13 protein-coding genes are annotated in these 13754 nt (G+C 69.7%); 5 read left to right on the top strand and 8 right to left on the bottom strand.

Going from position 1 to position 13754, the window contains the following annotated elements; all coding sequences use genetic code 11:
• The first annotated feature begins 92 nt into the window (after nucleotides 1–92).
• From HUT18_RS26440 to HUT18_RS26425, 4 genes are all read left to right on the top strand, one after another.
• Nucleotides 93–3458 carry a nitrate- and nitrite sensing domain-containing protein gene (locus tag HUT18_RS26440; protein ID WP_176103041.1) on the top strand — a complete coding sequence of 1122 codons (3366 nt, stop codon included), beginning with the start codon at nucleotides 93–95 and terminating at the stop codon, nucleotides 3456–3458.
• 10 nt (nucleotides 3459–3468) lie between these two features.
• Nucleotides 3469–3882 carry a roadblock/LC7 domain-containing protein gene (locus HUT18_RS26435; RefSeq protein ID WP_176103040.1) on the top strand — a complete coding sequence of 138 codons (414 nt, stop codon included), beginning with the start codon at nucleotides 3469–3471 and terminating at the stop codon, nucleotides 3880–3882.
• Nucleotides 3883–3973: 91 nt separating this feature from the next.
• Nucleotides 3974–4555: a DUF742 domain-containing protein gene (locus HUT18_RS26430; RefSeq protein ID WP_176103039.1), complete on the top strand. Its 582-nt coding sequence runs from the start codon at nucleotides 3974–3976 to the stop codon at nucleotides 4553–4555.
• A complete protein-coding gene (locus HUT18_RS26425; RefSeq protein ID WP_176103038.1) occupies nucleotides 4536–5114 on the top strand; it encodes an ATP/GTP-binding protein in 579 nt (192 codons plus the stop codon). The genes HUT18_RS26430 and HUT18_RS26425 overlap by 20 nt, the downstream gene beginning before the upstream one ends.
• 128 nt (nucleotides 5115–5242) lie before the next feature.
• Here HUT18_RS26425 and HUT18_RS26420 read toward each other — a convergent pair whose 3' ends face one another.
• The 8 genes from HUT18_RS26420 to HUT18_RS26385 all read right to left on the bottom strand — a co-directional run bounded on the left by HUT18_RS26420 (nucleotide 5243) and on the right by HUT18_RS26385 (nucleotide 12712).
• On the bottom strand, nucleotides 5243–5836 hold the full coding sequence (locus tag HUT18_RS26420; protein WP_176103037.1) for a hypothetical protein: 594 nt from the start codon (nucleotides 5834–5836) through the stop codon (nucleotides 5243–5245).
• Nucleotides 5833–6435: a hypothetical protein gene (locus HUT18_RS26415; RefSeq protein WP_176103036.1), complete on the bottom strand. Its 603-nt coding sequence runs from the start codon at nucleotides 6433–6435 to the stop codon at nucleotides 5833–5835. Before HUT18_RS26415 ends, HUT18_RS26420 begins: the two co-directional genes overlap by 4 nt.
• The gene (locus HUT18_RS26410) at nucleotides 6432–7808 is read right to left on the bottom strand and encodes a hypothetical protein (RefSeq protein ID WP_176103035.1); all 1377 of its coding nucleotides are present in this window, start codon (nucleotides 7806–7808) and stop codon (nucleotides 6432–6434) included. The genes HUT18_RS26415 and HUT18_RS26410 overlap by 4 nt, the downstream gene beginning before the upstream one ends.
• Nucleotides 7801–9261, bottom strand: a complete 1461-nt coding sequence (locus HUT18_RS26405) for a hypothetical protein (protein WP_176103034.1) — start codon at nucleotides 9259–9261, stop codon at nucleotides 7801–7803. The genes HUT18_RS26410 and HUT18_RS26405 overlap by 8 nt, the downstream gene beginning before the upstream one ends.
• Nucleotides 9258–9572, bottom strand: a complete 315-nt coding sequence (locus HUT18_RS26400) for a hypothetical protein (protein ID WP_176103033.1) — start codon at nucleotides 9570–9572, stop codon at nucleotides 9258–9260. The genes HUT18_RS26405 and HUT18_RS26400 overlap by 4 nt, the downstream gene beginning before the upstream one ends.
• Before the next feature lie 296 nt (nucleotides 9573–9868).
• Nucleotides 9869–10072 (bottom strand): acyl-CoA carboxylase subunit epsilon, encoded by a 204-nt coding sequence (locus HUT18_RS26395; RefSeq protein WP_368661574.1) that lies wholly within the window; start codon nucleotides 10070–10072, stop codon nucleotides 9869–9871.
• Between the two features lie 80 nt (nucleotides 10073–10152).
• On the bottom strand, nucleotides 10153–11736 hold the full coding sequence (locus tag HUT18_RS26390; RefSeq protein WP_176103031.1) for an acyl-CoA carboxylase subunit beta: 1584 nt from the start codon (nucleotides 11734–11736) through the stop codon (nucleotides 10153–10155).
• 454 nt (nucleotides 11737–12190) lie between these two features.
• Nucleotides 12191–12712, bottom strand: a complete 522-nt coding sequence (locus HUT18_RS26385) for a hypothetical protein (protein ID WP_176103030.1) — start codon at nucleotides 12710–12712, stop codon at nucleotides 12191–12193.
• Between the two features lie 367 nt (nucleotides 12713–13079).
• On the opposite strand from HUT18_RS26385, the gene HUT18_RS26380 reads away from it, so the two are divergent.
• Nucleotides 13080–13688: a YceI family protein gene (locus tag HUT18_RS26380; protein WP_176103029.1), complete on the top strand. Its 609-nt coding sequence runs from the start codon at nucleotides 13080–13082 to the stop codon at nucleotides 13686–13688.
• Nucleotides 13689–13754: the final 66 nt, after the last annotated feature.

Below are 13754 nucleotides of genomic sequence, written 5' to 3'. Positions count from 1 at the left end.
GGAATGCGCCTGAACCGGGCCCGTACTCACGAGTCCGGAGATGCACACAGCGGCACATGGTCAGGTGCCGACGCCGAGAGGTTGTTGGTCGAGTGAGGCGAAGCAATAACGGTCCCGAGCCCTCGGCGCGGGGCAACTTCACCCCTCCTGCGCGAGGAACGGCGCCCTCCGTGCCGCACTCCCCCGCGGTAGCCGTCCCGCCCGCCGGAAGCCGGTTCTCGCCGCGCAACTGGCGTGTACCGGCCAAGCTCAACGCGATCCTGCTGATACCCGTCGTGGTAGGGCTCGTGATGGGCGGCTTCCAGGTCAAGAGCTCCATCGAGACCTGGAACGAGGCCGAGGACGCCGAGAACACCGCCGTCCTGGTACGCGCGGCCCTGACCTACGGCGACGCCCTGATCAACGAACGTGACGTGAGCGCCGCCCCGCTGCTGAAGGGCGACCGGGACGACCCCACCGTCAAGCGGGCCCGCGGCGTCACCGACCAGGCCGCCGCCGACTTCGAGGAAGCCGTCCGGAACATGCCGGACAAGCCGGGCCTGGAGCGCCGGCTCGCCGCCTTCCGCGACAGCGAGCACCGGCTGGGCAAGCTGCGCGAGAGCGCGTACAGCGCCAAGCTCAAGGGGGTGAAGACGGAGGAGGGCTACACCGCCATCCAGCACCCGCTGATGGAGTTCGCCAACGAACTGGGCCTCGGCACCGGCAACATCACCAGCTACGGCCGTACCGTCTACGCCGTCTCGCTGTCCAAGGCCGCCGCCTCCCTCCAGCGCTCCATCGGTATGCACCTGCTGGTCAAGCCCGGTCCGGACGCCGAGGGCTTCGGTATGCAGCGCACCGCGCTCGGTTCGTACGCGTACCTGGAGGTCATCGCCACCGAGGAGTACAAGTCCGGTGGCCGCCCCGAGGACGTGGAGCGCTATACCAAGGCCGAGGCCAAGGTGAAGACCGACCTGGAGACGAAGGCCAAGCAGGAGGCCGCGCGGGCCAAGGCCAAGGGCAAGCGCTACCAGGCGCCGCCGACCACACCGAAGATGGTCGGCCTGCTCACCGCGATGCCCGAACCCACCGAGAAGGCCCGGCAGGACCTGGCGCGCAAGGGCGTCACCCAGCAGGCCTGGTGGGCCGTGAACACGGCGCGCTTCGACGCCTACCGCGAGATCGAGAGCTCCCTGTCCGACCAGGCCGTGAACGAGGCGGCGAGCATCTCCGACGACGCGCGCCGCAGCACCTTCGTCACCGCGGCCGTGGTCCTGCTCGCCCTGCTCATCGCCTTCGTCCTGGCCGGTCTCATGGCGCGCCAGATGAGCCTGTCCATGCGCCGGCTGCGCACCGCCGCCTTCGGTGTGGCCGAGCAGCGGCTGCCGATGATGGTCGACCAGCTCTCGCGCACCGACCCGGGCCGGGTCGACACCCGGGTCGACCCGATCCCGATCTCCTCCACCGACGAGATCGGCGAGGTCGCCCGCGCCTTCGACCAGGTGCACCGCGAGGCCGTCCGGCTCGCGGCCGAACAGGCCCTGCTGCGCGGCAACATCAACGCGATCTTCACCAACCTCTCACGCCGCAACCAGTCGCTGATCGAGGGCCAGCTCACCCTGATCACCGACCTGGAGAACAACGAGGCCGACCCGGACCAGCTGGAGAACCTCTTCCGCCTGGACCACCTGGCCACGCGTATGCGCCGCAACGGCGAGAACCTCCTGGTCCTCGCGGGCGAGGAGCCGGGCCGCCGTTGGGACCAGCCGGTTCCGCTTGTGGACGTCCTGCGCGCCGCCTCCTCCGAGGTGGAGCAGTACGAGCGCATCGAGCTCGCGGGTGTGCCCGAGGCCGACATCCACGGACGTGCGGTGACCGACCTGGTCCACCTGCTCGCCGAGCTGCTGGAGAACGCGACCACCTTCTCCTCGCCGCAGACCAAGGTCCGCGTCGCCGCGACCCGGCTGCCCGACGGCCGGGTCATGATCGAGATCCACGACAAGGGCATCGGCCTGACCGCCGAGGACTTCGCGGACATCAACCACAAGCTGGCCAACCCGCCGACCGTGGACGCCGCGATCTCCCAGCGCATGGGCCTGTTCGTGGTCGGCCGCCTCGCCGACCGGCACGGCATCCGGGTCCAGCTGCGCCCCTCCGGCGAGCAGGCGGGCACCACCTCCCTGGTGATGCTGCCCGAGGTGATCACGCACGGCGGTGGCGGCGAGCTCACGGCGGACCCGGAGTTCACCGTCTCCTCGATCATCCCGCAGCAGCAGGCCCACGAGGTCGAGCCGTCGCGCACCGCGGCCGAACTCGGCTTCGACGACAGCCAGTACCACCAGATACCCGACGATCTGCGGGATCTGGACCCGGTCGGCCGCTCGCTGATGCGCGAGGAACGCCGCGCGGCCCTCAGCCCGCCCACGCACGGCGACGACGACCGGTTCTACGCGGGTACCCCCCAGGACGAGTACGACGGATACAGCGGGCCCGACGGACCCAACGGATACGACGGGCCCGACGGATCCACCGACTCCTACGAGGACCCGTCCTACCCGGCCACCCAGCACCAGCAGCCGTACGAGCAGCCCCAACAGCCCGGCTACGAACAGCCCTTGGGCTACGACCCCGCCGGGTACGACGAGCGGCAGCCGTACCAGGAGCACACGCAGGACTACGGGCTCGTACAGCAGTCGTACGAGCAGCGGCCGCAGCCCGCGTACGAGGAGCGGTACCAGGGCGGCCAGGACGGCTACCCGGACCTGGCGTACGCACCGGCCGACGGTGCCGGGCGGACGGACGCGCCGCAGGAGACGTTTCAGGCGTTCGCGGACTATCGCCAGGAACCGGCGCAGGGCGCATGGCCGCCGCGCAACGGGCACCGGGCTGCGCACCCGGACGAGCAGGAAGATCGAACGGATTCCGGTCTCGGGCCTGCCGCTCCCGACGACGAGCGCGTAGGCTTCGACCTGCAGGGTTCCACTTCCACTGCGCCCAGTGACGGTCATGAACTGACCGGGGCAGGCCTCCCGCGTCGCGGCTCCAAGGCAGGCGGCAACCCGGGGGTCTCCGGCGCGAGTCGGCAGTGGCCGCAGGCCGACAACGGCTCGCAGGAGGCCCCGCCGCACCACGACAGCGAGAGCGCCGCGGACGACGACGAGGGCGATCGCGACGAGGACTGGCGGTCGGCCAACGACGAGCGGTGGCAGCGGGCCGAATCGCTGAAGAAGCCGAAGGCCGGCGGGGTCACCCCTTCGGGACTCCCGCGCCGTGTTCCGCAGGCGAATCTGATCGAGGGCACCGCGGAGCAGACCCCGCAGGGCGGCCCTCAGGTCTCCCGGTCCCCCGAGGACGTACGGGGCAGGCTCAGCAACCTGCGCCGCGGCGTCCAGCGGGGACGCGCAGGAAGTGACACGAACGGCCAGGCCGCACCGAACCAGTCCGGTGGTCCTGACAGCACCTACAACCAGGAGCGTTAGTGTGAGCCCGATGAGCCAGGCGGCACAGAACCTGAACTGGTTGATCACCAACTTCGTGGACAACACCCCCGGGGTGTCCCACACTGTGGTGGTCTCCGCCGACGGACTGCTCCTCGCGATGTCCGAGGGCTTTCCGCGCGACCGCGCCGATCAGCTCGCGGCCGTCGCCTCCGGACTGACCTCGCTGACCGCGGGCGCCTCCCGGATCTTCGAGGGCGGCAGCGTGAATCAGACGGTTGTGGAGATGGAGCGAGGATTCCTCTTCATCATGTCCATTTCCGACGGCTCTTCGCTGGCCGTTCTCGCCCACCCGGAAGCGGATATCGGTCTCATTGGGTACGAGATGGCGCTTCTCGTCGACCGGGCGGGCAATGTCCTGACCCCCGACCTGCGTGCGGAGCTCCAGGGAAGCCTTCTCAACTGACAAACAACCAGTGCGTTTTGGCGTCCTGCCCACGTAAAGTTTCGGGACGCGGTTCCACGGCGATGGACCCGGCGCTTCGGAGGAGGAAATCGTGTCAACACCCCCAGAGGGTTCGTCTTCGGCCAGGTGGCAGCAGTACGGCCACGGCCAGGGCGACGGCTCGCAGAACCGGTTCGGCCACCCCTCCGCACCCGGCACGCCGGGGCCCTACCAGCCGTACGCACCGCAGCAGCCCGGCGGGGGCCGACAGCAGCCCTTCGACCAGCCGCACGCCCCGCGTATCGTGCCGGTCCAGCCGCAGCGGCGCTCGCCCGAGCCCGCTCCGGCCGCGCACAACCCCCTGGTGCGTCCGTACGCGATGACCGGCGGCCGCACCAGGCCCCGCTACCAGCTCGCCATCGAGGCGCTGGTGCACACCACCGCTCAGCCGCACCAAATGCAGGGCCAGCTGCCCGAGCATCAGCGGATCTGCCATCTGTGCCGTGAGATCAAGTCCGTTGCGGAGATCTCGGCACTTCTGACCATTCCCCTCGGCGTGGCCCGCATCCTCGTCGCCGACCTGGCGGAGGCGGGACTCGTCGCCATTCACCAGCCCGGCGGCGACGAGAACACCGGTGGCCAGCCTGACGTGACACTGCTCGAAAGGGTGCTCAGTGGACTTCGCAAGCTCTAGCGGATCCGCCAGGTCGACCACCAGCGCGAAGATCGTGGTCGCGGGTGGCTTCGGCGTGGGCAAGACCACGTTCGTCGGCGCGGTCTCGGAGATCAACCCGCTGCGCACCGAGGCCGTCATGACCTCCGCCTCAGCCGGAATCGACGACCTCACCCACACCGGCGACAAGTCCACCACCACCGTCGCCATGGACTTCGGCCGCATCACCCTCGACCAGGACCTCATCCTCTACCTCTTCGGCACCCCCGGACAGGACCGCTTCTGGTTCATGTGGGACGACCTCGTCCGAGGAGCCATCGGAGCCGTCGTCCTCGTCGACACCCGCCGCCTCGCCGACTGCTTCCCCGCCGTCGACTACTTCGAAAACTCAGGACTCCCCTTCGTCATCGCCCTCAACGGCTTCGACGGACACCAGCCCTACACCCCCGACGAAGTACGCGAAGCACTCCAAATCGGCCCCGACACCCCCATCATCACCACCGACGCCCGCCACCGCGCCGACGCCAAATCCGCCCTCATCACCCTCGTCGAACACGCCCTCATGGCCCGACTCCGGTAGATACGGCCGCAGTTGGTCCCGTACTTCGGTGCGGGCGGTGACAGCAATGCGAAAGCCCCGGCCCATCACGGGCCGGGGCTTCGCGTTGTCGAGGCCGCCGGGTCGGACCCCCGGATCAGACCGCCGGATCAGACCGCCGCTTCCATCCGGCGGGCGATCTCGTCGATGGTTTCCTCCAGTTCGGGTGCGATCCCAGGGAACGTCCAGGAAGCGAACAGCATGACGGCACAGACAGATCCGTGCGGGATCAGGCCATACGTCAGCGTCTCCTGCAGTACCTTCGGGTCTTCTGCGCCCGCCGAGGACTCCGCGGCGAAGTTCTGCCGGATACGAACGGCCGGGCCTGCGGGCAGGTCGACATAGCTCACCTCCGGAGGGCCGAAGTCCTGTGCCGAGAAAGACTCGGCCAGTCCCTCCAGGGTGATGCGCGGGCCTGTGGCGCCCGGCTCCAGCAGAGTGACCTCGACCAGGGCCAGAGCTGATTCGAACCCGTCGGGGTAGAGCAGCGACGCGCTGAACGGATCACGCCGACGGCTGTCCTTCGCCCATGCCTTGAGGTCGGAACGCAGCGCTCGGGAATCGAGTGCGTAGCCGGCTGCCCGGCTACGCTCCACCAGCTCCGCGGAGGTCTCTCGCGCCCAGGCGGCCACGGAGTCCTCCGGCAACGGCAGCGTGACCCAGTCCTCGGGAACCGAGACGCCCAGCACGTCGAGATCACTCATGAGGTGCTCCAGGTCAGCGAACCCGCGACGGCGTCGAACAGTTCGGTCATGGCGTCCGCGATCTGGATCAGCGGTGTGGAGAAGGTGAGCAGCAACTGCCCCTGGCCGCCCGGGATGTCGAGCTGGTAGTCGACGGTGACCGAGGGCTGGGCGTAGTCGCCCTCCTCCCCGCTCGGCGCGATCTCGCGGCGCACCCGCAGAGCACTGCCCGCGTTCAGATCGAGCATGCTCACCTCCTTGGCCTCGCCGTCCGCAGCGAGAGCCGCGCCGAGGTCCTTCAGCTTCGGCAGGCCGCGGCCGGGCGGCGGGGTCAGCAGGGTGATCAACAGGGAGGCGGGGATGGTGAGTCCGCCCGCCTGCTGGAGGCTGAGGTACAACTCGATGCCGCCGCCCCGGTACGCGTTCTCGGCGCGCTCCAGCATCTCGGTGCGCAACAGACCGCGCAGCTGCGGCTGGTTGTCGATGCCGCGCAGCTGCCGGTCCACCAGGGCGTCCACGGAGGCGGCTCGCCGGTCCGGCTCCAGGGCGAGGCGGAACCAGCCCTCGGGGAGCAGGATCCGGTAGTCCGAGGGGACCTGCTCGCTCGGGTCGTCGGTCACGGGGTCTCCTGGCGGGGCGTCGCCTCGGTGTCGAGACCGAAGCGGCTGGTCAACTGGTGGGTGAGGGCGGGCGCGAGGAGGAGGACGACGGCGGGCACGGCGAGCAGGGCGGCGACGAAGCGGGCCGGGTCGTCGCCGGCGAACCCGATGATCAGGGGGATGCTGAAGAGGGTCAGCACGATCGTCTCGAAGCCGCCGGACAGGTGGCTGGCCTCCTGGGTCTCCTGACGGGCGGCCCTCGGCTCCGGTGGCGACATGCGCAGGATGTCCCCGCCCAGCGGCTGTCCCGTGAACCAGGTCTTCTCGTTGGCGCCGGACGGTGCCTTGCGGTGGCGCACCGGCACCGCGAGCGACGTGACCAGGCGCTGCCAGGACTGCGCTCCCCCGGGACCCGCGAACCACCAGCGCCAGGGAAGCTGCGCTCGTACCTGTCCCCCCGCGCCGTGGAACTCCACGCCGAGGGGTTCGCCTCGCGCGTCGTCCACCACGACAAGGCTCTTGACCGCGGTCGAGCCCGCGCGCGGCAGCCTGCGCTCCGCACCGAAGGAGTCCACCAGGACGAGTTCGCCCGGCAGCACCTTCACGAAGGGCACCCGCAGGAACCTCCGGGTGACGGTGCGGTCTTCGACGGGAGACGGGCGTACCGGGTCGCCGGGGCCGTTCGGCACGACGTCGCGTACCCGCCGTCGCAGCACGGCGTGCACGGCCGCTCCGGAGACCACGAAGAGCAGCAGCGCGGCCCCGGCCACGACGAAGGCGGGTCCGGTGAGATCCTTCGCCAGCACACCGGTCAGGAAGGCCGCCACCCAGGCGACGCCCGCGAGCATCCGCACGCGGTGCAGCGTCGGCGGCAGGGTGTGGTGGACGGCGCGCACCGAGCGGTGCTGCCGGTACGTCTCCGGCTGTGCCTGCCAGGTGCTCTCGCTGGTGTCGAGGGGAACCCCGAGGGCCCGGGCGAGCTCCGGGAAGCCCGCCCGGGCGAGCGGGTCGGCCTCGTCCTCGTACGCCGTGCCGAGGGAGTCGGCCTCGGGGAGCCAGTCCGTGAGCGGCGCCTGGACCACCGGAAGGCCCTGGGCGTCCTCGAAGACGACCGTGCCCCAGCGGTTCAACGCCCGTGCCGCGTCGGTCTTTTCCCCGCCGCCGGAGGGGAAGTACCGCATCCGTGCGATGCCGGAACCGCCGACGACGAAGCTCTGCCTGTCCCCGTTCCGGCCGGTGAGCACCAACGCCCCGTCCTCGGCGGACAGCGCCGAGGACCGCACGATGTCGAGCGCCGGGGCCCGCATCGCGCGCGGGCGCAGCCGTACATCGGGGCGCGCTTCGCCGGAGGCCGGGTTGTCCGCCGCGTCGGCGGCATGGGGTCGGCTAGCCATTGCTGGTGGTCGTCGCTTCCTTGACGCCGGTCAGGTCGTACAGCCCCTCGGGAGCGCCCACCATGCCCCAGACCTCGCCCTTGTCGGCGATGTCGACGGTGGAGGCGAAGGCAGTGGTGCCCTGCCAGATCCGGGTCTGCGTCTCGAACGTATCAAGGTGCCCCTTGACCGCGTCGTCGAGCCGGAGGGCGGGGTCGATGTCGTCGAGGCTCCTGCCGAGGTCGTCGAGACCCGAGTCACCGGCCTTGAAGCTGCTGCCCGCCCACGAGGAGCCGTGCCGCAGATCGCCCACGTCCTTGAAGGCCTTGAGGTCCTTGACGCTGTCCGCCATCTCCCTGCCGATGGCCCTGGGACTGAAGGCGTCCTTGACCCGCCCGGCACCCGGGAACCAGCCCTTGGGCGCGTTCTTCACGGCCTGGGCGGCGGCCTTGCCCCGGACCTCGCCGCCGCTGAGCCGGTTGGCGATCTTCCACGCCTTGGCGTCCGACTTCCCTGCGGCCCGGGCGTTCTTGTACGCGGCGGTGCGGGAGGCGCTCTTGGCGGCCTGCGAGGCGCCCTTGGCTCCGGCGAGCGCGCCGCGGCCGATGCCGAGGGTCGCGAGGCCGACCACGTCCATGGCGACGTCGAACCAACTGCCCTCCCCGGCAAGGGCGAGAGCGAGGTGTCCGACCAGGGAGACGGCGGTGGCGATCAGCGCGATGGTGCCCAGGATGCCCGCGAGGGCCTGCCCGATGATGGGGATCCAGCCCACGAACAGCGACAGAGTTCCGCAGACGGTGGCGATCCGGCCGGACCACTTGAGGACCTCGTCGATCCAGCCCTTGTTGTCGTGGACCCAGTCCTTGAACTTGTCCCAACGGCCGTCCTTGAGGCCGTCGTTGTCGATCACATGGCGAATGGCCTTGGACGCCTTGTCCGCGGCGTCGTTCCGGATCCCCTTGGCGGTCGACAGGTCGCGCTTGGCCTGGGCCAGCGCGTCGTCGGCGGCCTCGCCCTTCTTCTCCAGCTTCTTGCGCTCGGGGTCGTCCTTCTTGGTGTCCTTGGGCAGCAGGTCCACCCCGCGGGAGCTCGACTTGCGCTCGCCGTCGGCCGTCTTGGCGTCCTCCAGCGCCTTGTCGGCCATCGTCTGGGCGCGCTTGAGCTCCGAGGCGTACTCCTTGCGCACGTCCGGCGCCACCTCGGTGCCGATCGCGTCGGCGGCGGTGTCGTACCGCTTGAAGGCCTTGCGCAGTTTGCCGTCGGCCTCCTCGGCCTCCTTGCGGAACTCCTCGGCGGCCTTGCTCTTCCAGGCGTCCACGTCCGCGAGCGCCTTGATCTCGCCCGCCTGCTTGAGGATGGCGTCGGCGGTCTTGCGCAGGCTCCGGCCGAGGGCGGCTACCTCTTCCGGGTCGCCGGGTACCGGGTCGCCGTCCTCGCCGAGGACGGCCCACTCGTGGGCGGCCGGGCGGGTCATTTGCCCGCCCCCTTCTTGGGCTTGTCCTTGGCGCGGAGCGCCTCGGCCAGGGCGTGGTCGATCTCGTCGTAGGACTTGCCCGCCTGGGTCAGCACCTTGGCGAGCTTCTCCAGCTCTTCCATCAGCCGTTCGCGGTGGATCTTCCAGTTGCTGCCGAAGTCGTCGAACACGTCGATGAGGCTCTGCGCGCCCAGGGTGCCGACTCCGAGGTCGTCGGCGGGATTGCTGTTGTTCTTGAAGTCCGAGTGGATGCGCGTGAGCGTCTTCGCGCTCTCCTTGATGCGGTCGGTGTCCGCTTGTTGGTCCGACATCTGGCCCCCCTGGCTGAATCCCGCTCACCATACAAAACGGGTGACGGGGCGATCCACCGGCGGAGAGTGAGCGAACGGGCGGACGCAGCAGGCCAGTTCAGTCGGGAGTGCGGCTTATGGGGGCATCCGGGGATGGCTCTGCGTCACGGCCAAATCCCGTCGGTCGGGACAAAAAGAACGCCCCGGGCCCTCACCGCCCCGAGGGGCGAGGTGGGAGTCCGGGGCGGCGCTGTGACGCAGCCGTGACGGGGGCCGCACATGCGGTCCCCGTCATGACTCGGGTACGGAAGGAGCCGTCAGCCCTGCCAGCTGTGCGGCGCGCGGAAGCCAGGGGTGCGCTCCAGGCGGCGCCAGCCCGCCTTGTTGCGGCCGCGGTGGGCCGGGGCGGCGGTGACATCGGAGGAGGAGGCGCGGGCGAGCAGGATCGCCGTCAGCGCGGCGACCTCCTCGGGCTCGGCGTGACCCTTCTCCACACGCAGCAGCCGGGAGGCTGCCTCGATGGCGCGGGCCGGGTCGGTATCGGCGGAGGGCTGGGAAGAGCTGGTCATGGGTGAGTCTTCTCCGGGTACGGGCCGCAGGATCACTGCGGCGGGTTGCCGTGCTTGCGGGACGGCAGGTCCGCGTGCTTGGACCGCAGCATCGCGAGGGAGCGGATGAGCACCTCGCGGGTTTCCGCCGGGTCGATGACGTCGTCGACGAGACCGCGTTCGGCCGCGTAGTAGGGGTGCATCAGCTCGGCCTTGTACTCCTTGACCATGCGTCGGCGCATGGCCTCGGGGTCCTCGGCCGAGGTGATCTGCTTGCGGAAGATCACGTTGGCCGCACCCTCCGCGCCCATCACCGCGATCTCGTTGGTGGGCCAGGCATAGGTCAGGTCGGCGCCGATCGACTGCGAGTCCATCACGATGTACGCACCGCCGTATGCCTTGCGCAGGATCAGCGAGATCCGGGGCACGGTGGCGTTGCAGTACGCGTACAGCAGCTTCGCGCCGTGCCGGATGATCCCGCCGTGCTCCTGGTCGACCCCGGGCAGGAAGCCGGGGACGTCGAGGAGCGTGACGATCGGAATATTGAAAGCGTCGCACATCTGGACAAAGCGTGCAGCCTTCTCGGAGGCCTCGATGTCCAGGACACCGGCGAGGGTCTGCGGCTGGTTGGCGACGATGCCGACGACCTGGCCGTCCAGGTGGGCGAGGGCGCAGATGATGTTGCGCGCCCAGCGCTCGTGGATCTCCAGGTACTCGCCGTCGTCGACGAGTTCCTCGATCACCTTGGTCATGTCGTAGGGCCGGTTGCCGTCCGCGGGCACCAGGTCCAAGAGGACCTCGCTGCGCCGGTCGGCCGGGTCCTCGCCGTGCACCTGCGGCGGGTTCTCGCGGTTGTTCTGCGGCAGCATCGACAGCAGGAACCGCACCTCGGCGAGGCAGGTCTCCTCGTCGTCGTAGGCGAAGTGGCACACACCCGAGGTCTCGGCGTGCACGTCCGCGCCGCCGAGCCCGTTCTGGGTGATCTCCTCGCCGGTGACGGCCTTGACCACGTCGGGCCCGGTGATGAACATCTGCGAGGTCTCGCGGACCATGAACACGAAGTCGGTGAGCGCGGGCGAGTACGCCGCGCCGCCCGCGCACGGGCCGAGCATCACCGAGATCTGCGGGATGACGCCCGAGGCACGGGTGTTGCGCTGGAAGATGCCGCCGTATCCGGCGAGCGCGGAGACGCCCTCCTGGATACGGGCGCCCGCGCCGTCGTTCAGCGAGACCAGCGGGGCCCCGGCCGCGATGGCCTTGTCCATGATCTTGTGGATCTTGGTGGCGTGCGCCTCGCCGAGGGCGCCGCCGAAGATGCGGAAGTCGTGCGCGTAGACGAAGACCGTCCGGCCCTCGACCGTGCCCCAGCCGGTGATGACACCGTCGGTGTGCGGCTTCTTGGACTCCAGGCCGAAGCCGGTGGCCCGGTGCCGCCGCAGCTGCTCGACCTCGTGGAAGGTACCCGGGTCGAGAAGCAGCTCGATCCGCTCACGGGCCGTCAGCTTGCCCTTGGCGTGCTGGGCCGCGGTCGCCTTCTCACTCGGCCCGGCGAGCGCCTTGGCGCGGATCGCGCGCAGCTCTGCCACCCGCCCTCGCGCGTCGGAGGGTTCACCCGGGCTCTCGTCCAAAACGGTCATGCTGCGACCTTACGAAGGGGGACCCGCATTCCGGTCCGTCGACTCCGTACAGTCTCCGGGGCGTTTTCCTGGTAGCCCCGGACAGAACCCTCCGGGGAAAGGCCTGAACCCACTGTTCAGGGCTGCTGCGCTTGTTGAGGTCACACAAAGATCCAGGCACTGAGACTCGCATCACACTCGCCCGGGCGGGCCTGCGCTTTCCCCTGCCGGGCCACTCGATCACCGGCGTCGGCCCGGCGGCGAATGTCCACTGTGTGACCGGGCGGCGACGGCCAGATTGCGGTGACATTTGGACGGTGTCAACAGCACCTCCCGGCCAAGCGGAATCGCGGGGAAGGCACCGAAAGCCCTTCGGCAGGGTAGCGAAAGGGGCTCCCGGAGGCGGTGTGGTCAGCCTCGGGGAGCCCCGGTCGAGGGTGCGCGGCGCCCGGTCAGGCCCGCACTCCCGTGCGGATCAGCAGCCGCCGCAGTTGTAGTACAGGACGTCCCAGTGGTTGCCCTCGTCCGCGTAGATGTTGCCGGAACCGGACTTCCACATCGGGGCGCCGTCACCGCGGATGCCCGCGTAGCTGAAGTTGTTCTTGATGTAGTTGGTGAGGCAGGTGCCCTTGCCGAAGTCGAGCTTGTAGCCGTTCCAGTGCGAGTAGGTGCCGCCCGCGTGGCCGGTCTCGGTGCCACCGGTGATGTTCAGGCCGCAGCCGCTCGCGCTCTTCAGCGTCTGGGCGCCCTTGGCGCTGGACAGGTTGAGCTGCTCGAACGAGGTGCAGGTCGGGTTGTTGCGGTCCGAGCAGCCGCCGGAGGACGACCAGGTGATGTTCGAGCTGCGGAACATCGAGGTCGCGGTGGCGTGGCTGATCTTGGTGGCGGCGTTGGCCTCCGAGGCCCCGCCGAACACACCGAAACCGGGGGCGAAGAACGCGCCGAGCACCAGCGCGAACGCGGTGATGACGGTGCGGACGATCCTGCGCTGCGTCACGGGGGTTTCCCTTCTGATGACCGGTCCCGCATCCGCTGCGGTGACCGCCGCGGCGAACCGCACTGGCGGACGGCGCGAGGAACCGCCGCGGTGGACCGTGATTGCCGGGGACGTGCAGGAGGTGCGAGGAGATGGTGCCCGAGATCTACGCGCGTCGCCATGCCTCTTCCGCCCTCCTTCCGCTTTCGACCGGAACTCGCCCGCCGCGCGTCACCGGGCCGCCATCTCCACACCGCCCCGGGGCCGCCTCGACACGACCCGGAGATGTTGAACCTTGAACGGAATAGGTCTACGGTGGGTGTGGTTGAACATTAAACAGTCCAGGCGGAGAGCCCGGACGCAGGAACAGCCAAAGGAGAAGTCAGCCATGGGAATCTTCGGCCGCAGCAGCACCTCGACCGAGACCGCCACCGCCCCCGCCCCCGTGAACCCGGACCTGGCGGCGCTCACCGGCACCTACAGCCTCGACCCCACGCACTCCAGCATCGGCTTCGTCGCCCGGCACGCGATGGTCACCAACGTCAAGGGCCACTTCGCCGACTTCGACGGCACCCTTGAGCTGGACGGTGCGGACCCGGCCCGGTCCACGGCGCGTATCGACGTACGGATGGACAGCGTGAACACCGGCAACGCCGACCGGGACGGCCACCTCAAGGGCTCCGACTTCTTCCGTACGGACGATTTCCCCGCGATGACCTTCCGCTCCACCCGCGCCGAGGCCCTCGGCGGCGACGACTACCGCATCACGGGCGAACTGTCGGTGCTCGGCACCACCAAGGAGATCAGCATCGACCTGGAGTTCAACGGCGCCGCGAAGGACCCCTTCGGCAACGAGCGCGTGGGCTTCGAGGGCCGGGCCGAACTCCTGCGCTCCGAGTGGGGCCTGACCTGGAACGCCGCGCTGGAGACGGGTGGCGTACTGGTCTCCGACAAGATCAAGCTGGTCTTCGACATCTCGGCGGTCAGGTCCGCCTGACAGCTCGGCCGACAAGCGCCCACGGCGCAGGCGGGGAGAGCGCACGGGTCCGGACGGCCGACGGCC

It is taken from the genome of Streptomyces sp. NA04227, assembly GCF_013364195.1.
GTDB lineage: Bacteria > Actinomycetota > Actinomycetes > Streptomycetales > Streptomycetaceae > Streptomyces.
Note: the sequence above shows the minus strand (reverse complement) of the source record. Positions and strands in the feature narration are given on the sequence as shown.